This is a genomic window from Streptomyces sp. NPDC055243 (genome assembly GCF_044544025.1).
GTDB lineage: Bacteria > Actinomycetota > Actinomycetes > Streptomycetales > Streptomycetaceae > Streptomyces.
This window is the reverse complement of the sequence record NZ_JBITWR010000007.1, coordinates 233,757-252,422: the sequence shown is the minus strand read 5'-3', so window position 1 is coordinate 252,422 and position 18,666 is coordinate 233,757. Positions and strand designations below refer to the sequence as shown.

The window sequence follows — 18,666 nt, the reverse complement described above, 5'->3', positions numbered from 1 at the left end:
CTTGTCGGTGCCGCGTGCCTATAGGTGCGGCAGGATCGACGGCATCAGGTCCTGGAACGTGCGGCCGTTGGCGGGATTGCCGATGGCCGTCATCTGCCAGCCCGCGCCCGCGCGGTGGACCTTCGCCATGATCTGCGCGGTGTACTGACCGCCGCCGTCGAGTGTGTAGCGGGCCAGCTCCTGGCCGTTGGTCTCGTCCACCAGGCGGCAGAACGCGTTCTGCACCTCCTGGAACGTCTGGCCCGTGAAGGAGTTCACCGTGAAGACGATCTGGTCGATGTGGACCGGGATCCGCGCCAGGTCGACGAGGATCGCCTCGTCGTCCCCGCCCTGGCCGACACCGCCGACGAGATTGTCACCGGTGTGCCGCACGGAACCGTCGTCACTGACGAGGTGACGGAAGAACACGACGTCCACCGGCTGCTTGTCGGCGAACAGGACCGCCGACGCGTCCAGGTCGACCTCGCGCGTGCGTGTGCCGAACAGACCGCGCCTCGGGGCCGCTTGCCAGCCGAGCCCCATGCGCACCGCGGTCAGGGCACCCCCGTCGTCCTTCTGCAGGCTGATGGCCTGACCCTTGGTCATGTTGACCGTCACGCGCTGTCCCCTCTCGAACTGCCCTAGGCAACCGCCGGTCTGTGCGGTTGCCCAGCACCCTATGCAGAGGCACTGACAGTGCCGCAGTGCGGGCAGCACTTTGTGTCGGTCTTGCAACACACCAGGCAGTACGCCTACGCCTGTCCTGCCTCCCTCATCTGCCTGAGCTCCTTCTTCATCTCCGACACCTCGTCACGCAGCCGTGCGGCGATCTCGAACTGCAGGTCGGCGGCGGCCGCGCGCATCCGCGCGGTCATCTCCTCGATCTGCTCGGCCAGTTCGGCCGCGGGCCGGTCGGTGGGCACCTTCTCGGCGGCCTTGCCCTTGGCCGCCTTGCCCGCCTTGCCGCCGAGCGCGGGCACGGGCGCCTTGGCTGCCGCCTTCGCGTCGGCGCCCTTCGCCTTGCGGTAGTCCGTGCCGAGCAGCTGCTCCGTGTCGACCTCCTCGCGCGCGATCGCCGACACGATGTCGTTGATCTTCTTGCGCAGCGGCTGGGGGTCGATCCCCTTCTCCTTGTTGTACGCGATCTGCTTCTCGCGCCTGCGGTTGGTCTCGTCGATGGCCTGCTCCATCGCCGGGGTGACCTTGTCCGCGTACATATGGACCTGACCGGAGACGTTGCGCGCCGCGCGGCCGATGGTCTGGATCAGCGAGGTGCCGGAGCGCAGGAAGCCCTGCTTGTCGGCGTCGAGGATCGACACCAGGGAGACCTCGGGCAGGTCGAGGCCCTCACGCAGGAGGTTGATGCCGACCAGGACGTCGTACTCACCGGCGCGCAGTTCGCGCAGGAGCTCGACGCGGCGCAGGGTGTCGACGTCGCTGTGCAGATAGCGGACCTGGATGCCCAGCTCGAGGAAGTAGTCGGTGAGGTCCTCGGCCATCTTCTTGGTGAGCGTGGTGACCAGGACGCGCTCGTCCTTCTCGGTGCGCGTGCGGATCTCGTGCACCAGGTCGTCGATCTGCCCCTGGGTGGGCTTGACCACGACCTCCGGGTCGATGAGGCCGGTGGGGCGGATGATCTGCTCGACGAAGCCGTCGCCGCGCGAGAGTTCGTACTTGCCCGGGGTCGCCGAGAGGTAGACCGTCTGGCCGATGCGGCCGAGGAATTCCTCCCACTTCAGCGGGCGGTTGTCCAGCGCGGACGGCAGCCGGAAGCCGTGGTCCACCAGGGTGCGCTTGCGGGAGGCGTCGCCTTCGTACATCGCGCCGATCTGCGGGACCGTGACGTGCGACTCGTCGATGACGAGGAGGAAGTCCTCGGGGAAGTAGTCGATGAGGGTGTTCGGCGCGGAGCCGGGATCGCGGTCGTCGAAGTGCATCGAGTAGTTCTCGATGCCGGAGCAGGAGCCGATCTGGCGGAGCATCTCCAGGTCGTACGTCGTGCGCATGCGAAGGCGCTGGGCCTCCAGCATCTTGCCCTGCTTCTCCAGCTCGGCGAGGCGCTCGGCGAGCTCCTTCTCGATGCCGGTGACCGCCTTCTCCATTCGCTCCGGTCCCGCCACGTAGTGCGAGGCCGGGAAGACGTACAGGTGGTCGTCGTCGCTGATGACCTCGCCGGTGAGGGGGTGCAGCGTGGAGAGCGCCTCGATCTCGTCGCCGAACATCTCGATGCGGACGGCCAGCTCTTCGTAGACCGGGAAGATCTCGATGGTGTCGCCGCGGACCCGGAAGGTGCCGCGGGCGAAGGCCACGTCGTTGCGCGTGTACTGGATGTCGACGAAGCGGCGCAGGAGCTGGTCGCGGTCGATCTCCTCGCCGACCTTGAGCGAGACCATCCTGTCGACGTACTCCTGCGGGGTGCCGAGGCCGTAGATGCAGGAGACGGATGCGACCACGATCACGTCACGCCGGGTCAGCAGCGAGTTCGTGGCGGAGTGGCGCAGGCGCTCGACCTCCTCGTTGATCGAGGAGTCCTTCTCGATGTACGTGTCCGACTGCGGGACGTACGCCTCGGGCTGGTAGTAGTCGTAGTACGAGACGAAGTACTCCACCGCGTTGTTCGGCAGGAGCTCTCGGAACTCGTTGGCCAGCTGGGCGGCCAGCGTCTTGTTCGGCGCCATCACGAGGGTGGGGCGCTGGAGCTTCTCGATCATCCACGCGGTGGTGGCCGACTTGCCGGTGCCGGTCGCGCCGAGCAGGACGACGTCCTTCTCACCTGCGCGAATGCGCCGCTCCAGGTCGGCGATGGCCGCCGGCTGGTCGCCGCTTGGCGTGTAGTTGCTGACGACCTCGAAAGGCGCCACCGTGCGTTCGATCTTGGATACGGGCCGCATGGAACCCACCGTACGACCCCGCACTGACAACGGGGTCGGATCACCAGCTCTGCGGGGTCCTGGGGCCGGGGCGCTGCGGGGGCCTGCGGCCCCCCCGCGGGTCGTGCCGGTCGCCCGAGCGCGGCACGGGGTAGGGGGCGCGCTGCCCCTGTGCGGCGTTCTGGAGGTCGGCCTTGCCCATGACCATCAGCGGGTCGAACATGACGATCACGCCCGCGAGGAGCAGGAAGGCGAGCGGGCCGATCATCATCGGCGCGAGCAGCTCGGCGGGCGAGTCACCGGCCACCGGGGCCGCGGACGAGCCGTGCAGATGGACCCGGAGTGCGGCCATTCCGGTGTAGTGCATGCCACTGACGGCCAGGCCCATGACGAGGCTCGCGCCCAGGCTCCAGAGGAAACCCCTGACCTGCGCGGCCGCCCACAGGGCGGCGCTGGCGGCGACGACGGCGATCACGACGGAGGCGGAAACGGTGAAGGTGTTGTACTCCAGCGTCCCGCGCAGACGCATACCGGCCATTCCCAGATAGTGCATCGAGGCGACGCCCAGACCGGTGATCGTTCCGCCGGTGAACAGGGCCGTCCCGGTCGCGCCGCGGTAGCCCACGATGAAGATCCCGATGCCGACCATGACGATGGCGACGGCGAGACTCGCGAAGGTCAGCGCCTTGTCGTAGTGGATCGGGGCTTCCTCGACGGTGAAGCCCATCATCGCGATGAAGTGCATCGTCCAGATGCCGGAACCGATCGCCGCCGACCCGAGTGCGAGCCAACCGGGCCTCCAGGAGTGGGCCACGAGGAGCGATCTGGTGGTGCACCGCAGGCCGAGCGCTCCACCGAGACACGCCATGAGGTACGCCGCCACCGGTGTGACAAGTCCATAACTGAAACCGTCGACCGTGCCCTGCATGCGCGGTAGCCCTTCCGCCTGTTGTGTCCAAATGCCCGGGAATGCCCCCAAGTGGCCCCAGCCGACCGTCCACTGACAGGCCATGGGCTGACGCAGAGAGTAAAGCTCACTCCGGAACTTGCGAACGATTTTCCGGGAAAGAATCCCGGTTGTCTCCGTTCAACCTGTGGCCATCCTGCACCTGTCTCGCGTTGGCCGTGGACTGTCACTCTCATCCGGTCCGTGCCCAAACATCGCGAGGAGTCACCGTTGTACGCACGCGCTGCCGCTGCCACCACCGCCGCTCTGCTCGGAGCCGGTGCACTCGCCCTCCCCTCCACCACCGTTCACGCCGCCGACCGGCCGTCGGCGCAGACGTCCGCGCAGACGTCCGTCTCGCACGACAAGCCGCTGGTCGTCGCGCACCGGGGCGCTTCCGCCTATGCCCCGGAGAACACTTTCTCAGCCATCGACAAGGCGGCTGACATGGGGTTCCGCTGGGTCGAGAACGACGTCCAGCGCACCAAGGACGGCGAGCTGGTGATCATGCACGACGACACCCTGAAGCGGACGACGAACGTCGAGGAGCTCTACCCCGACCGCGCGCCGTGGAAGGTCGCGGACTTCACGGCGAAGGAGATCTCCCGGCTGGACGCGGGCAGCTGGTTCAGCCCGAAGTACGCCGGACAGCGCGTGCCGACGCTGAAGCAGTACATGAACCGGGTCTCGCGCAACCACCAGAGCCTCGTCTTCGAGTTCAAGAAGCCCGAGCTCTACCCGGGCATCGAGAAGCAGGGCCTCGCCGTCCTGCGCAAGACCGGCTGGCTCGACCGCCACCACGTCAAGAACAAGCTCGTCATCCAGAGCTTCAGCGCCGACAGCGTCAAGACGGTGCACAAGCTGCGGCCCGACATCAAGACCGGCTTCCTCGGTACGCCCGCGGTCGCCGATCTGCCCGCGTACGCCAAGTTCTCCGACCAGATCAACTCGACGCACACCTCCATCTCCAAGGAGTACGTCGCCGCGATCCACGCGCTCAAGGGGCCGCACCGCAAGCGCCTGGAGATCTTCACCTGGACCGTGAACAACGCGGCCGCGGCGAAGCGGGTGGCGGACTTCGGGGTGGACGGCATCATCACGAACACACCCGACGTCGTGCGCGAGGCCATCTCCGAGTAGCGCCGGCGGGCTCGCGGGACGGCGTTGTCAGTGCCCGGTCGTACGGTGGTCCACATGAACGCCAAGGGGCAGCACGGGCAGGGCCGTCCGGAGCAGGACGACTCACGGCAGGTGGTGTGGGCCGTCGTCGCGAGCGACATCGGCCCACTGCTGCTGGCCGCGACCGACGACGGTCTGGTCAGCGTCGTCTTCCACGCCACGGACGCGGTGCGCGACAAGGCACTGGAGCGGCTCGGCTCCCGACTGGGGGCCGAGCCGGTCGAAGCACCGGACTCTCCGCTCCTCACCGAGTCCATACGCCAGCTCGCGGACTACTTCGCGGGCGAGCGCCACGACTTCGAGCTGCCGCTCGACTGGTCGCTGATCTCCGGGTTCAACCGCCAGGTCCTGCGCGAACTGACCACCGTCCCGTACGGCGCCGTGGTGGGGTACGGAGACCTGGCACGCCGCGTCGGCCAGCCCGGCGCGGCCCAGGCGGTCGGCATGGCGATGGGCGCCAATCCCCTGCCGGTCGTCGTGCCGTGCCACCGCGTGGTCGAGAGCGACGGCGGCATCGGCGGCTTCGGCGGCGGCGTCGAGACCAAGCGACAGCTGCTCGCCCTGGAAGGGGTCCTGCCGCAGCCGTTGTTCTGACGTTCCGGCGCGCGGTGGGCAGGTCCGGCCTGCGGTGGATCTCACGCTCCGGCACGCGGTGGGCAGGTCCGGCCTGCGGTGGATCTCACGCTCCGGCGCGCGGTGGGCAGGTCCGGCCTGCGGTGGATCTCACGTTCCGGCGCGCGGTGGACGAGTCTGTTTCGCGCGCACGGGCGTCCTGGCACACTGCGTCAGTGACTTCGACCCTCGACGCTCCTGACATACCCGCGCCAGAGGCACTGCCCGCCCTGCGCCGCCGCACCACCGCGGTGCTGGTCGCCAGCCAGATACTGGGCGGGCTCGGAGTACCGATCGGCATCGCCCTGGCCCCGATGCTCGCCACCGAGGTGAGCGGGACGGAGGCGCTGTCCGGCCTCGCGCCCACCGCGTCCGTGGCCGGCACGGCCCTGCTCTCGCTGCCGCTCGCCGCGCTGATGACCTCGCGCGGACGGCGGCCGGGACTCGTCCTCGCCTATCTGATCGGCGCGCTGGGGGCCGGGCTCGTGGTGCTCGCCGCCGTCGTCGAGAGCTTCCCCCTGCTGCTCCTCGGCATGGCGGGCTTCGGGGCGGGCTCGTCGGCGAATCTGCAGGCCCGCTTCGCGGCGGCCGACCTCGCCGAACCCGACCGGCGCGGACGTGCCATCTCCCTCGTCATCTGGGCCACCACTATCGGCTCGGTCCTCGGTCCGAACATCGCCGCACCCACGAGCCGTGCCTTCTCCGGCACCTCCATACCCGAGGCGGCAGGCCCCTTCCTCTTCGCCGCCGGGATCTTCGCCGTAGCCGGTCTCGTGGTGGCGGTCCTGCTGCGCCCGGACCCGCTGCTCACCGCCCGGGCGCTGGCCCCGCAGGAGAACCAGTCCGCGCGGAGCCGTTCGCTGCGGGCCGGTGTCGCCGCGGTGGCCGCGTCGCCGATGGCCCGGCTCGCGCTGGTGACGGTGGCCGCTTCGCACACGGTGATGGTCTCCATCATGGTCATGACCCCGGTTGACCTGGGGCACCACGGGGCGAGCCTGCAACTGGTCGGTCTGGTCATCAGCGGCCACATCGCGGGCATGTACGCGCTCTCGCCGGTGATGGGCTGGCTCTCCGACCGGTTCGGGCGGCTCGCCGTGATCGGCCTCGCGGTCGGGCTGCTGTGCTGCGCCGCGCTCCTCGCCGGCACGGCGGGGCCGAGCCACGGCCAGACCGCCGCCGGTCTCTTCGTGCTCGGCCTCGGCTGGTCCGCGGGCCTGGTCTCCGGTTCCGCGCTGCTCACCGACTCGGTGCCGCAGCCCGCCCGGGCCGCCGTGCAGGGCCTCTCGGACCTGACCATGAACACGGCGGCGGGCATCGGCGGCGCGGCGGCCGGGCTGATCGTCGCGCGGGCGAGCTACGGCTGGCTCAACCTCATCGGCGTCTGCGTGCTGCTACCGATGGCGGCGCTGGCGCTGCGCCGGGCGGTCAAGAAGGCCTGAGGTGCCTGGCCTCAGGTGCCTGAGGTGCTGAGGCGCCTGAGGTGGTGCTGAGGCGCCTGAGGTGCTGAGGCGCCTGAGGTGCTGAGGTGCCTGAGGTCAGAAGGCCGAGGTCAAGATGGCCTGACCTCGGATCCTGACCCCGCGGTCAGGCGAGCGTGATGTGGTACGCCTTGCGCAGCGTCTCGTGCACGGTCCACGTCGTACGGTCGCCCTCGCGCAGGACCGCCGCGTCGCCCGGGCCGACCTCGATCACGTCGCCGCCCTCGACCTCGATCGTGGCGCGGCCACTGACGACCACGAAGAGTTCGTTGGCCTCCGTGTCGGTGACCACGCCGGGCGTGATCTGCCAGATGCCGCGCAGCTGCTTGCCGTCGGCCGACTCCCACAGGACCTTGCCGGTGACCTCCGGGGTGCCGGAGACGATCTGCCCGGGGTCGAGCGGCTCGGCCTCCAGGTCGACATCCGGGATGTGCACGGCAAAGGACGGCGTGACGGCTTGATCATTCGTGGTCATGGCCGGTCACCCTAGCCGGGAGCCGCGCGGCCCTCCGTCACGGGTCAGCTTGCCCCGTCTTCTCCGTAGTGCCGCGCTTCGATGACGTTGCCGTCCGGGTCACGGAAGTAGAAGCTGCGGCGGGCCCTGCCGCGGGCGCCGAACGCGTTCTGCGAGATGTCCGACACCGGCGTACCGCGCTCCTCCAGACGGGCGCGCAGCGCATCGAAGTCGGGCTCCGACAGGGCGAGGCAGACGTGGTTGACCGGGTGGCCCGCGCTCTTGGCCGCATCCGGCACGACGTCCATGCGCTCGGCGAGTGTGAGCGGGGCGAGGTCGAAGATGGTCTCCTCGTTGAGCCGCACGGACGGGAAGGATGCCTTGCCCGCCGTGAACTCGGCGACGTGCAGGGGTTCGAGGCCCAGCACCTTCTCGTAGAAGTCGGCTGCCGCCGCGGGGTCGCGCACCCACAGGACGACGTGGTCGAGACGTGTCGTGTTGTCCGTCATGCCCCTCAGGCTGCAGCCCCCTCCCCCGCGCCGCAAGGGTTTGGCGGGGCGCGCCGCCCGCCAGGGATGACAGGGATGAGGAGAGACCCGACAGGCAGGAGGCAGGCCCGTGTTGGTGGTGTCCGACGAGGTACAGGCGGCTGTGGCGGACCGGCGGCCCGTCGTCGCCCTGGAGTCCACGATCATCGCGCACGGGCTGCCGCGCCCGCGCAATCTCCAGGTGGCGCGTGAGCTCGAAGAGGTCGTACGCGAGGAGGGCGCCGTCCCCGCGACGATCGCCGTACTGGACGGGCGCCCCCATGTCGGCCTGGACAAGCAGCAGTTGGAGCGGGTCGCGAACGAGGACGGCATCCGCAAGCTGGGCCACCGCGATCTGGCGCTCGCGGTCGCGGCGGGGGCGAGCGGGGCGACGACCGTGTCCGCGACGGCGCTGCTCGCCGCTCGGGCGGGCGTGCGGGTGTTCGCCACGGGCGGGCTCGGCGGGGTGCACCGGGAGTGGACGGTGACGCAGGACGAGTCCGCCGACCTGGGGCTGCTCGCCCGGACGCGCGTCACGGTCGTCTGCGCGGGCGTGAAGTCGATCCTGGACGTGCCGGCGACGCTTCAGCGCCTGGAGACGCTGGGCGTCGCGGTGGCGGGGTACGGGACGGACCGCTTCCCCGGCTTCTACCTCACCGACTCCGGGCATCCGGTGGACTGGACGCTGCGTACGCCCGGGGAGGTCGCGGCGGTGATGCGGGCCCAGGACGCGGTCGGCGGTCCGGAGTCCGCGCTGCTCGTGGCGAACCCCGTGCCGGAGGCCGAGCAGCTCGATCCCGCGCTGCACGCGCGCGTGCTCGCCGAGGCGTTGGAGGCGTGCGCCGAGCGGGGCATCACCGGGCAGGCGGTCACGCCGTTCCTCCTGGACCAGCTGGTGCGACGCAGCGACGGTGCGTCGCTGAGCGCCAATCTCGCGGCGGTGCGGGGCAATGTGCGGCTCGCGGGGCGGATCGCGGCGGCCTGGGCGGGGCGGTGAGCTCTGGGGGTGGGGCGGTTGGCTCGCGGGGCGAGGCGGGGAGCTCACGGGGTCGGGCGGTGAGTTCGCGGGGCGGAGCCCTGTTGGTGGTCGGCGACGTCGTCACGGACATCGTCGCGCGGCACCGTACGCCGCCGGTTCCCGGCACGGACACGGCGGCGGCGATCCGTACGGTGCCGGGTGGTGCGGGCGCCAACGTGGCCTGCTGGGCGGCTTCGTGGGGGTGCCGCGACGTACGGCTCCTGGGGCGGGTCGGTGCGGATTCGGCGACGTGGCACGAGGAGGCGCTCACGCGCGCGGGGGTGCGTTCGCGTTTGATCGTCGACTCCGAGGCGCCTACGGGGACCGTGATCTGTCTGGTCGACGGGGGTGTCGGGGGCGGGGCCGAGCGGACGTTCCTGACGGACAGCGGCGCGTCGCTGCGCCTGTCGGGCGCGGACTGGTCGTCCGCGCCCGACCTTCTCGACGGGGTGGGATGGCTGCACCTGTCGGGCTACTTGTTCTTCGCGGAGCCGAGCCGGGAGGCGGCCGAGGCGGCGTTGGCCGCGGCACGCGCGCGTGGCGTGCCGGTGAGTGTGGACCCGGCGTCGGCGGGGTTCCTGGCGGAGCTGGGGGCGGAGCGGTTCCTGGCGGCGACGGAGGGGGTGGATGTGCTGCTGCCGAGTGAGGGTGAGGCGCGGTTGCTGGCGGGGGCGCCTGGGGCGGGGCCTGGGGCTGGGGCGGGACGCGAGGTGGGGCTTGGGGTTACGGATGCGGCGGCCGGCCTGAGCCGGCGGTACCCGGTGGTGGTGGTCAAGCAGGGTGCCGCGGGTGCGCTGGTCGCCAGGGGCGGCGAGGTGCGGGCGAAGATCCCCGCGCTGCCCGCGACCGCACGCGACTCGACGGGGGCGGGCGACGCGTTCACGGGCGCGTTCCTTGCGGCGCGCTTGGACGGGGCGGGGCTTTACGAGGCTTCGGCGGAGGGCTGCAGGGCGGGGGCCCGCGCCGTCGAACTGGTGGGCGGGAGGCCGGGGTAGGGGCGGGTTTCCCGTGCGGGGGGGGGCCGTTTCGGGTGTGGGCCGCACTGCCGACTGCGGGTGCGTTGGGGTGAGCGCCGCTGTCCGTCTTGGGGGCGGGGCCGCGCCGGTACGTCCCTCCTCGCTAACACGGCCCGAGCGCCCGCACGCTTCGGCCGACGAGTCCAGCACACCGTGCTCCGGGCAGACATACCGGCACGCCCCCTGACGTGCCTAGCGCGCCGCGGGTACACAGGGGCTAGCGGCACTGTCCGCCTCAGGGGCAGCGCCGCGCCGGTACGTCCCTCCTCGCTAACACGGCCCGAGCGCCCGCACGCTTCGACTGGCGAGTCCAGCACACCGTGCTCCGGGCAGACATACCGGCACGCCCCCTGGCCTGCGTAGCGCGCCGCGGGTGCACAGGGGCTAGCGGCACTGTCCGCCTCAGAGGCAGCGCCGCGCCGGTACGTCCCTCCTCGCTAACACGGCCCGAGCGCCCGCACGCTTCGGCCGACGAGTCCAGCACACCGTGCTCCGGGCAGACATACCGGCACGCCCCCTGGCCTGCGTGGCGCGCTGCGGGTGCGTTGGGGGCCAATCTGCGCATCCGGCCGCGCTGCAGTTCTCGCCACGTCGCGGATGGCCCGCCCGCCCATACCGCGGGGCAATCGGGCGGGTGGGCGGGAAAGGCTTGTTCGGGCAGGGGGCGTGCGGGGTGATCTGGTGGGGGGGGTGGAGAGGTTCGTTCCGTAAGGGGGTGTTGCGGGGGAGGTTAGGGCTTGCGGCCCCAGGCTGAGATCAAGGGGGGTGTCGCCAGGTCCATCGGCTCTGCGGCGATGTTCGCGAGGTGGTCGGTGATGTCGTCCTCCGTGGCCAGGCCCGCGGATGTCAGGGCCGTGCGGGACTGCTGGATCGTGGCCGTCTCCAGGGCCGTGCAGGCGGGGGAGGTCAGGGGGAAGTACGCGTCGGCCTCCACCTGGCGCAGGCCCGCCGCCCGAAGCAGCCGGGGCAGGGCACGCCCGTACGCGAGGTCGGCGCCGCGCTCGGTGAGCAGCGCGTGCCGCAGCCGATTCGCCAGCTGCTGCGCAGGCCCGTACTCGTCCGGGCACGGCAGGGGCTGCAGGGCCGGGTCGGGCTCCTCGATCAGCAGGCGCCCTCCGGGCCGCAGAGCCCGGATCATCGCCCGCAGGGCCAGCTCCCGGTCCGGCACCCGGGCGAGGACGAGCCGCGCGTGGACGAGATCGAAGCCCTCGGCGGGCGGCGCGTCCACCCCCACGTCATGCATGCGCACCTCCACCGGCGGGCGGGCGGCCGACGTCTGCCAGGAGATGTCCGCGTCGGTCGCCAGGACCCGCCCGGTGGGGCCGACCCGCTTGGCGAGCCAGGAGACGACGGAGGTGCCGCCCGCGCCGACCTCCCAGCAGCGCCACCCCGGCCCGATGCCGAGCCGCTCGATGTGCCGGAAGGTCGTGGGGTCGAAGAGCGCGGAGAAGGCTTCGGAGCGCTGCCCCGCACCCGCGCCCGCCCCCTCGGCGTGCCGATTCCGATTGCCGGTCAGATAGCCGTCGATGAGCGTCATGCCGTAATTATCCCAATTACCCGGCTTGCTCCGGGGAGGCGGCTCCGCACGCCCGGAGCGGAGTCTTCCGTTCCCCCAGGCTCCGGCCGCGCTGACAGGACGTACTGGCAGACTGGCACGTCACGTCACCAGAACGAGGAGCCACGCATGTCGATGGCAGGCAACCTGCGAAAGGTAGGGAACCTCCGCAAGGTAGGCGGCCTACGGAAAGTCGCGCGGGTCGCCCAGTTCGTGCGCAAGCACAGCCGTGTGGACCTGAGCCACCCCGCCCGCTCCCCCCTGGGCTCGGCGGTGGTCAAGTGCGTGACGTACCGGAAAGGCGTGCGCCAGGAAGGCGGCCGCGATCTCGTCGAGGAGGTCGAGCGCGTCCGCAAGAGCGGTGACGGGTTCGTCTGGCTCGGGCTGCACGAGCCGACGGAGGAGGAGTTCGCGGGCATCGCCGAGCTCTTCGACCTGCATCCGCTCGCCGTGGAGGACGCGGTCCACGCCCACCAGCGGCCGAAGGTGGAGCGGTACGACGAGACGCTGTTCTCCGTGTTCAAGACCGTCTGTTACGTGGAGCATGCCGAACTCACCGCGACCAGCGAGGTGGTGGACACCGGCGAGATCATGGTCTTCGTCGGCAAGGAGTTCGTGATCACCGTGCGGCACGGCCGCCACGGTTCGCTCGGCCCGCTGCGCGAGGAGCTCGAGTCTGCGCCCGAGCAGCTGGCCAAGGGCCCGGCAGCGGTCCTGCACGCGCTGGCCGACCACGTCGTGGACGACTACCTGGTCGTGACGGACGCGGTACAGGCCGACATCGACCAGGTGGAGATGGACGTCTTCTCCAAGGACGGCGAGCGCACCGACCCGGGCCGCATCTACCAGCTCAAGCGCGAACTCCTCGAACTGAAGCGGGCCGTGGTGCCGCTCGGCCGCCCCCTGCAGACCCTCTCCACCCAGCCGATGCAGGCGATCGCCCCGGAGATACAGGCCTACTTCCGGGACGTGGACGACCACCTCAAGCGCGTCACGGAGCAGATCGCCTCCTTCGACGAACTCCTGAACTCCATCCTCCAGGCCCACCTCGCCCAGGTGACGGTCGCGCAGAACGAGGACATGCGGAAGATCACCGCCTGGGCCGCCGTGATCGCCGTACCGACGATGGTCTGCGGTGTGTACGGAATGAACTTCGACCACATGCCCGAACTGCACTGGAAGTACGGCTACGGCCTGGTGATCGGCGTGATCGTCACCACCTGTTGCGCGCTCTACCGCGGCTTCCGGCGCAACGGCTGGCTCTAGGAGACATCGCGCATCGCGCGTACCGCGGATCTCCGGCGAGCCCTCCGTTGCCCGGCGGGGCGAGGCGACTTGTGGTGCGGTGCTCAGCTCTTCGCGTAGACGCTCTCGACCCAGCCCGCGAGTTGCTCCTCGGTGAGATGGGTGGCGAGGTCGGCCTCGCTGATCATGCCGACCAGGCGTTTGTTCTCGATGACCGGGAGCCTGCGGATCTGGTTGCCCTGCATCTCCTGGAGGACCTCGTCGACGTCCGCGCCCGAGTCGATCCAGCGTGGCGTGCCCTTGGCCATGTCGCCCGCGGTCACCCTGGACGGGTCGTGCCCCATCGCCACGCAGCCGACCACGATGTCGCGGTCGGTGAGGATGCCGCAGAGCCGCTCGTTCTCGTCGCTGATGGGCAGTGCGCCCACGTCCAGCTGACGCATCAGCTGGGCGGCGCGGTCCAGGGTCTCGTGTGCGGGGATCCACTGGGCACCGCGGTGCATGATGTCTCCGGCGGTGGTCATGAGGTACCTCCCGGGGCCGGACGGCCGGCGCGGCGCGGAGGCACCGCTAGTCCCGGCGCCCCTCATTCTCGCCGGGCCCCCGGAGGTCCGCACGCCGAGACTCCGGCCGCCGGGCCACGGACGACCGCCGGGCCACGAGCGGGAACGGCCTCAGACGGGCACGGCCTCAGGCGGAGAAGCCGACGACCTTCTCCGGGGTCACCCTGATGATCACCCGGGCCTCCTCGTCCTTCTCGCCGGGCGGGTCGATGCCCAGGTACTTGTGCGCGAGCTCGTACGGAAGCCGCTTCTCCGGATCGGGGAGGATCTCGGCGACGCCGCGGATCTCGGTCGACGTGTACGGGTTGGCCAGGTCGAAGACCGAGATGCTGATGCGCGGGTCGCGTTCGAGGTTGCGGACCTTCTGACGCCGCGCCGTGGAGGAGAACAGCACGGTGTCGCCCTCCCGTTTGATCCACACCACCGAGTTCTGGGGTGCGCCACCGGGGCCGAGGGTGGCGACACTGGCGAAGTTCTTGCCGTCGAGGAGGGTGCGGACCGATTCGCTGAAGTGGAGCGCTGTCGTTGCCATGCCCAGACTCTAACTACATGCACGTGCATATAAAAGGGGTTCGCTCAATCTCCTTCGTCGCGCCGCCGGCCGCCTGCGCCGGGTGGCATCAGCCGCTCCACTCCGGATGCCGTCAGCCGCTCCACGCCGGGTGCCGTGGATCGTCCGCGCGTACGACCACGTCGGCCGTCGAACCGGGGTCCGTCTCCGCCTCGTACCGCTCGAAGGCGGGCAGCGTCCAGCGCTCGCTCTCCGCCGTACGTCGCCGCAGGGCGCCCGGCGAGAGGCTCGTATGGACGGTCAGGTCGAAGGGGAACCAGTGGCCCAGGAGCAACGGGCCGTGCAGCAACAGCAGCGCGCCGGGCTGGAGTTGAACGTACGGGCTGCGCGTCGCGCGGTCCGCGGCCGGGTCCCACAGGTCGGGCAGCACCCGTCCGGTGCCACCCGGATCGAGCGGGCCGAAGACCTCGCGCCAGAGCGCGCCGGTGTCGAACCAGCCGCTGTAGTACGCCTCCACGTCCTCGTGCCCGTATTCGAGGCGCAGCGAGGCGGGGCGGAGGAAGTCTTCCGTGCCGACGACGAGCGCGGACCGCCCACGCACCCGCAGCGCGCCGGCCACGCTCCGGGCCAGCTCGCCGGGCTCACCCGCCGGGGCCCCGTCGAAGGCGACGCGGGGCCAGGGGCCCGCGTCGGCCGTCTTCAGGTCGAGCAGGCGGTCGGCGAGGGCGTCCGTGAGCCGGTCCCAGGTGATCGCTTCGAGTCGCACGTGTCCCATGATGCAGGGCGCTCCCGCTGCGGGTTCGGGGAGTCGCACCATGGGAGTCGAACCATGGGAGTCGACCATGGAGTCGCATCACGGCCCCGGGGCTCCTGCCCACTCCCCCGCTTCGGGGAGTCGCACCATGACCCGGGGGCCCCTGCCCCCTCCCCCGCGGCGGTACGCGTCCTCCGGCCGGGGAATGAACCCCTTATGGCAGCACCAACTCCCCTCGCCCGAGGCAGACTTCTCGCCATCCAGCCCCTGAAGCGCCGCCATTGCGTGGAGTGCCGCGGTGGGCCGCTCCCCCTCCTGGTCGTCGAGGACGCCGAGCCGCACTGTCTGGACTGCGCCGACCTGGGCCATCTCGTCTTCCTGCCACGCGGCGACACCGCGCTGACGCGTCGGGCCCGCGAGGGGAGCGGGCTCTCTGCGGTGGTCGTCCGCTTCAACCGGCGCCAGGGCCGGTACGAACGCCAGGGCGTACTCGTCGAGGAGGCGGCGCTCGCACGGGCCGAGGAGCGCTGCCTCGCGGACGCGGAGGCGCGGGCGCGCCGCCGGGCGCGGGACGCCGTGCGGCGGGCCGCGCAGGACGTCCGCTTCACCGCGGCCTTCGCGGACGAGATACGCCGTCTCTTTCCCGGGTGCCCCGAGGAGCGGTCCCGCGCGATCGCCGCGCACGCGTCCGTGCGGGGCAGCGGGCGGGTGGGGCGCAGCGCGGCGGGGCGCGCCTTGTCCGCCACCGCGGTGACGGCGGCGGTGGTGGCCGCCGTCCGGCACACGGATACGCCGTACGACCGGCTCCTCATGAGCGGAGTCCCGCGCGGCGAGGCGCGCCGCCGGATCGCCCCGGCGGTGGAGTCGGTGCTGCGGGGCTGGCGGGGGCCCGGGCGGGAGGGGGTTGCGGGCTGAGGGTTCTGGCCGGGGCCTGCGGGGCGGTTGGTGCGGCTGGTGCGGCTGGTGCGCCCACCTCACCGGGGTCTTGCCTCGCCCCCGCCTCTCCTTGCTCCGTGGTCTGCGCCTGGGTCGCGGCTTCACCTTGCGTCGACGGCAACCTGTCCCGGCGCTTCGCGCCGGATACTTCCCGCCCACCCACTCGATTACCCCGCAGCCCAAACGGGTGGGCGGGCGGAGACAACCCGCTGCGAAGCACCGGGCCAGAGGCAACCGCCCCGACCAGCCGCGCGAAGCGGCGGGAAGCGGCGGGAAGCGGCGGGAAGCGGCGGGACAGAACCAACAGGCAACACCGCCAGCGAACACCCCTGCCAGGCAGGGGCGCCCCGCCCGTTCGCGCACGCCTCGACACAGGGAAATCGGGCGGGTGGCGGGGAGCGCATCCGTCGCGAAGCGGCGGGACGGGTGCGGCGCCCGACGGCGGAAAGCGGAGGAACCCGCCCACGCAGAGCCAGGCCACCGGCCGCGGAAAGCGGAAGGGTTCGCCCCGGGCAGGGGCGGGACAGACTCCCGCGTATGGGCCCGCGCGCCCCACGCATGGCCCCCCACCCGGTAAGGGCAATTCACTTGTGGTGCAGGGCCGCGCCATGGAGGATCACTGCGGCTCACTCACCTGACGGCTGCCTTACCCAACGCGGGAGTTGCCATGATCGAGGGACCATACTTCGTGCTCGTCGTACTCGGCGCGCTCGCCACCGGCATGGTCGCCGGAGCGTTCGTCGCGTTCTCGACGTTCGTGATGCCCGCCTTGGCCGCGCTGCCCCCCGCGCAAGGCATCGCAGCCATGCAGTCGATCAACGTCAAGGCGCTCACCGCCGGGTTCATGGCCGTGTTCATGGGCGCCGCCGGCCTCAGTGCCGTCGTCGCCGTCGTCACCTTCGTGCTCTGGCCCGAGGACGGCACCGTCGAGCTGCTGCTGGGCTGCGCGCTGTATCTGTTCGGCTCGTTCGGGGTGACCATCGTCGCGAACGTCCCGCGCAACGACGCCCTCGCCAAGCTCGACGCGCAGGCGCCGGAGAACGCGGACCGCTGGCGTACGTACGTCGGCGAATGGACCATGTGGAACCACGTCCGGGTCGGAGCCTCACTGGCCGCCTCGGCCTCCTTCATCCTCGCCCTGACCTGACCTGACCTGACCTGGCCTGGCCTGGCCGAACCCCGCCCCCGACGTAATCCCCCCTCCCGGCACCCCCGCGCCCCCGCGCCGCCCCACCCCAAGCCCACGTGCCGCCCCCGCCCACCCGTCGTACAGTGGGCCGAAAGCCCGCGAAGCACGCGAGAAGGCACGCGAGGGAGACGGCCATGGCCGACCCCAGAGGCTTCCTCACCACCAGCCGCCAGGAATGGCCGCGCCGGTCCGTCGGCGACCGGATCAAGGACTGGGACGAGGTGTACGTCCCCGGCGCGCTGCTGCCCATCGTCGAGCGGCAGGCCGACCGCTGCATGGACTGCGGCATCCCCTTCTGCCACGACGCCTGCCCGCTCGGCAATCTGATCCCCGAGTGGAACGAACTCGTCTCGCGCGCCGACTGGCGCGCCGCGGCCGAACGGCTGCACGCCACGAACAACTTCCCCGAGTTCACCGGCCGCCTCTGCCCCGCCCCCTGCGAGGCAGGCTGCGTCCTCGCGATCAACCAGCCCGCGGTGACCATCAAGAACGTCGAGGTGGCCATCGCCGACCGTTCCTGGGCGGACGGCCTCAACCCGCCCCGCGCCCCGGACCGGCACTCCGGGAAGACCGTCGCCGTCGTAGGCTCCGGACCGGCCGGACTCGCCGCCGCGCAGCAGCTGACGCGCGCCGGGCACACCGTCGTCGTGTACGAGCGCGACGACCGCGCGGGCGGGCTCCTGCGCTACGGAATCCCCGCGTTCAAGATGGAGAAGCACCACCTGGAGCGGCGGCTCGCGCAGATGCGGGACGAGGGCACGGTCTTCCGGACGTCCGTGGCGATCGGCAGTGACATCGGCGCCCTGGAGCTGCGGGCCCGGCACGACGCGGTGGTGCTCGCCGTCGGCGCCACCGCCTGGCGCGAACTCGACGTACCAGGGCGGGAGTTGAGCGGCATCCAGCAGGCCATGGAGTATCTCCCGCTGGCCAACCGCGTGTGCGAGGGCGACCTCGACACCTCTCCGCTGTCCGCCGCGGGCAAGCACGTCGTGATCGTCGGCGGCGGGGACACCGGAGCGGACTGCCTGGGCACGGCGGTGCGCGAAGGGGCCACATCCGTCACGCAGTTGGACATATACGAGCGGCCGGGCGACGTACGCGACGAGCTGGCCGAGCCCTGGCCGACGTATCCGAAGGTCTACCGCCTCTCCGTCGCGCACGAGGAGGCCGGCGAGCTGCGCACCGCTCCCGCCGCGGACGCCGACGCGCGCCTGTTCGCCGCGTCCACCCTCCGCTTCACCGGCGATTCGGCAGGCCGGGTGCGTGCCCTGCAGCTGACCGAGGTCGACGCCGACCGCCGACCGCGCCCCGGCACCGCACGCGAGCTCCCCGCCGACCTCGTCCTCCTCGCGCTCGGCTTCTCCGGTCCGGACCGTACGCCGGGCGGCCTGATCGACCAGCTCGGCCTGGACGTCGAGGACCGCGGCACCCTCGCCCGCGACGCGGACTTCGCGACGAACGTGCCGGGCGTGTTCGCCGCGGGCGACGCGGCGCGCGGCCAGTCACTGATCGTGTGGGCCATCGCCGAGGGCCGCGCGGCCGCCGCCGCGGTGGACCGCCGGCTGACGGGCGCGACCCAGCTGGCGGCGCCGATCGGCCCGTACGACCGGCCGATGACGGTGTGAGGCGACCGTGTGACTTGACCGTGTGAGCCCGCCCGACCGGCACGACGCGTCCGGCCATGGTCAGCATCTGTTGCCAACGCCGTTACGGGCTCGGGGAATTGGCCCCTCAATGGGTACGTTGGACCAGAAGGCACGGCGTTGCCGGGGCACTGATCCGGCCCCGTACGCCGCCCTGGCTCGATCCTTCGTTCCGCCGTCAGGCGCAGGGC

The 18,666-nt window shown here is 71.3% G+C and carries 18 protein-coding genes; 9 read left to right on the top strand and 9 right to left on the bottom strand.

Annotated features, from left to right (window positions below):
- Window positions 1-18: 18 nt before the first annotated feature.
- The 3 genes from ACIGXX_RS22100 to ACIGXX_RS22090 form a co-directional block, all read right to left on the bottom strand.
- On the bottom strand, window positions 19-597 hold the full coding sequence (locus tag ACIGXX_RS22100) for a TerD family protein (RefSeq protein ID WP_344521847.1): 579 nt from the start codon (window positions 595-597) through the stop codon (window positions 19-21).
- Window positions 598-731: 134 nt separating this feature from the next.
- Entirely contained in the window at window positions 732-2,870 is a 2,139-nt protein-coding gene (gene uvrB / locus ACIGXX_RS22095) for an excinuclease ABC subunit UvrB (RefSeq protein WP_399977936.1), read from the bottom strand.
- A 40-nt stretch (window positions 2,871-2,910) separates the two neighbouring features.
- Entirely contained in the window at window positions 2,911-3,777 is an 867-nt protein-coding gene (locus ACIGXX_RS22090; RefSeq protein ID WP_399977933.1) for an MHYT domain-containing protein, read from the bottom strand.
- A 249-nt stretch (window positions 3,778-4,026) separates the two neighbouring features.
- Between ACIGXX_RS22090 and ACIGXX_RS22085 the strand changes: the two genes are divergently transcribed.
- The 3 genes from ACIGXX_RS22085 to ACIGXX_RS22075 all read left to right on the top strand — a co-directional run bounded on the left by ACIGXX_RS22085 (window position 4,027) and on the right by ACIGXX_RS22075 (window position 7,025).
- Window positions 4,027-4,935 carry a glycerophosphodiester phosphodiesterase gene (locus ACIGXX_RS22085; RefSeq protein ID WP_399977931.1) on the top strand — a complete coding sequence of 303 codons (909 nt, stop codon included), beginning with the start codon at window positions 4,027-4,029 and terminating at the stop codon, window positions 4,933-4,935.
- A 54-nt stretch (window positions 4,936-4,989) separates the two neighbouring features.
- Window positions 4,990-5,568 carry a methylated-DNA--[protein]-cysteine S-methyltransferase gene (locus ACIGXX_RS22080; RefSeq protein ID WP_399977928.1) on the top strand — a complete coding sequence of 193 codons (579 nt, stop codon included), beginning with the start codon at window positions 4,990-4,992 and terminating at the stop codon, window positions 5,566-5,568.
- Between the two features lie 194 nt (window positions 5,569-5,762).
- The gene (locus ACIGXX_RS22075) at window positions 5,763-7,025 is read left to right on the top strand and encodes an MFS transporter (protein ID WP_366462203.1); all 1,263 of its coding nucleotides are present in this window, start codon (window positions 5,763-5,765) and stop codon (window positions 7,023-7,025) included.
- Between the two features lie 145 nt (window positions 7,026-7,170).
- Here the strand turns inward: ACIGXX_RS22075 and ACIGXX_RS22070 are convergent, their stop codons facing one another.
- Both ACIGXX_RS22070 and ACIGXX_RS22065 read right to left on the bottom strand, forming a co-directional pair.
- Entirely contained in the window at window positions 7,171-7,539 is a 369-nt protein-coding gene (locus ACIGXX_RS22070) for a cupin domain-containing protein (RefSeq protein WP_351162092.1), read from the bottom strand.
- Between the two features lie 44 nt (window positions 7,540-7,583).
- Window positions 7,584-8,027 (bottom strand): VOC family protein, encoded by a 444-nt coding sequence (locus ACIGXX_RS22065; RefSeq protein ID WP_366462202.1) that lies wholly within the window; start codon window positions 8,025-8,027, stop codon window positions 7,584-7,586.
- A gap of 109 nt (window positions 8,028-8,136) precedes the next feature.
- Here ACIGXX_RS22065 and ACIGXX_RS22060 point away from each other — a divergent pair, with 109 nt between their 5' ends.
- Window positions 8,137-9,042 carry a pseudouridine-5'-phosphate glycosidase gene (locus ACIGXX_RS22060; protein WP_399977922.1) on the top strand — a complete coding sequence of 302 codons (906 nt, stop codon included), beginning with the start codon at window positions 8,137-8,139 and terminating at the stop codon, window positions 9,040-9,042.
- Window positions 9,043-9,101: 59 nt separating this feature from the next.
- The gene (locus ACIGXX_RS22055) at window positions 9,102-10,058 is read left to right on the top strand and encodes a carbohydrate kinase family protein (RefSeq protein WP_399977919.1); all 957 of its coding nucleotides are present in this window, start codon (window positions 9,102-9,104) and stop codon (window positions 10,056-10,058) included.
- A gap of 751 nt (window positions 10,059-10,809) precedes the next feature.
- On the opposite strand, the gene ACIGXX_RS22050 is transcribed toward ACIGXX_RS22055, so the two are convergent.
- Complete coding sequence (locus ACIGXX_RS22050; RefSeq protein ID WP_399977916.1) at window positions 10,810-11,616, bottom strand: methyltransferase domain-containing protein; 807 nt, start codon at window positions 11,614-11,616, stop codon at window positions 10,810-10,812.
- A gap of 147 nt (window positions 11,617-11,763) precedes the next feature.
- On the opposite strand from ACIGXX_RS22050, the gene corA reads away from it, so the two are divergent.
- Complete coding sequence (gene corA, locus ACIGXX_RS22045) at window positions 11,764-12,900, top strand: magnesium/cobalt transporter CorA (RefSeq protein WP_383819676.1); 1,137 nt, start codon at window positions 11,764-11,766, stop codon at window positions 12,898-12,900.
- 83 nt (window positions 12,901-12,983) lie between these two features.
- Here the strand turns inward: corA and ACIGXX_RS22040 are convergent, their stop codons facing one another.
- The 3 genes from ACIGXX_RS22040 to ACIGXX_RS22030 form a co-directional block, all read right to left on the bottom strand.
- Entirely contained in the window at window positions 12,984-13,403 is a 420-nt protein-coding gene (locus ACIGXX_RS22040) for a CBS domain-containing protein (protein ID WP_351162104.1), read from the bottom strand.
- Between the two features lie 166 nt (window positions 13,404-13,569).
- Window positions 13,570-13,974 carry a PPOX class F420-dependent oxidoreductase gene (locus tag ACIGXX_RS22035; protein ID WP_351162106.1) on the bottom strand — a complete coding sequence of 135 codons (405 nt, stop codon included), beginning with the start codon at window positions 13,972-13,974 and terminating at the stop codon, window positions 13,570-13,572.
- 112 nt (window positions 13,975-14,086) lie between these two features.
- Window positions 14,087-14,719, bottom strand: coding sequence for a uridine kinase (locus ACIGXX_RS22030; protein ID WP_399977911.1), 633 nt, complete (start codon window positions 14,717-14,719; stop codon window positions 14,087-14,089).
- 204 nt (window positions 14,720-14,923) lie between these two features.
- On the opposite strand from ACIGXX_RS22030, the gene ACIGXX_RS22025 reads away from it, so the two are divergent.
- The 3 genes from ACIGXX_RS22025 to ACIGXX_RS22015 all read left to right on the top strand — a co-directional run bounded on the left by ACIGXX_RS22025 (window position 14,924) and on the right by ACIGXX_RS22015 (window position 18,457).
- Window positions 14,924-15,622 carry a DUF2293 domain-containing protein gene (locus ACIGXX_RS22025; RefSeq protein WP_399977908.1) on the top strand — a complete coding sequence of 233 codons (699 nt, stop codon included), beginning with the start codon at window positions 14,924-14,926 and terminating at the stop codon, window positions 15,620-15,622.
- Between the two features lie 688 nt (window positions 15,623-16,310).
- Entirely contained in the window at window positions 16,311-16,790 is a 480-nt protein-coding gene (locus ACIGXX_RS22020; RefSeq protein ID WP_351162112.1) for an anthrone oxygenase family protein, read from the top strand.
- Window positions 16,791-16,966: 176 nt separating this feature from the next.
- Complete coding sequence (locus tag ACIGXX_RS22015) at window positions 16,967-18,457, top strand: glutamate synthase subunit beta (RefSeq protein WP_399977904.1); 1,491 nt, start codon at window positions 16,967-16,969, stop codon at window positions 18,455-18,457.
- The last annotated feature ends 209 nt before the right edge of the window (window positions 18,458-18,666 follow it).

Bases quoted from the DNA above. Each gene is read 5' to 3' on its own strand.
- uvrB (WP_399977936.1), bottom strand. From the start codon at position 2,870: ATGCGGCCCGTATCCAAGATCGAACGCACGGTGGCGCCTTTCGAGGTC.
- ACIGXX_RS22090 (WP_399977933.1), bottom strand. From the start codon at position 3,777: ATGCAGGGCACGGTCGACGGTTTCAGTTATGGACTTGTCACACCGGTG.
- ACIGXX_RS22080 (WP_399977928.1), top strand. From the start codon at position 4,990: ATGAACGCCAAGGGGCAGCACGGGCAGGGCCGTCCGGAGCAGGACGAC.
- ACIGXX_RS22070 (WP_351162092.1), bottom strand. From the start codon at position 7,539: ATGACCACGAATGATCAAGCCGTCACGCCGTCCTTTGCCGTGCACATC.
- ACIGXX_RS22065 (WP_366462202.1), bottom strand. From the start codon at position 8,027: ATGACGGACAACACGACACGTCTCGACCACGTCGTCCTGTGGGTGCGC.
- ACIGXX_RS22050 (WP_399977916.1), bottom strand. From the start codon at position 11,616: ATGACGCTCATCGACGGCTATCTGACCGGCAATCGGAATCGGCACGCC.
- corA (WP_383819676.1), top strand. From the start codon at position 11,764: ATGTCGATGGCAGGCAACCTGCGAAAGGTAGGGAACCTCCGCAAGGTA.
- ACIGXX_RS22040 (WP_351162104.1), bottom strand. From the start codon at position 13,403: ATGACCACCGCCGGAGACATCATGCACCGCGGTGCCCAGTGGATCCCC.
- ACIGXX_RS22035 (WP_351162106.1), bottom strand. From the start codon at position 13,974: ATGGCAACGACAGCGCTCCACTTCAGCGAATCGGTCCGCACCCTCCTC.
- ACIGXX_RS22025 (WP_399977908.1), top strand. From the start codon at position 14,924: ATGGCAGCACCAACTCCCCTCGCCCGAGGCAGACTTCTCGCCATCCAG.
- ACIGXX_RS22020 (WP_351162112.1), top strand. From the start codon at position 16,311: ATGATCGAGGGACCATACTTCGTGCTCGTCGTACTCGGCGCGCTCGCC.
- ACIGXX_RS22015 (WP_399977904.1), top strand. From the start codon at position 16,967: ATGGCCGACCCCAGAGGCTTCCTCACCACCAGCCGCCAGGAATGGCCG.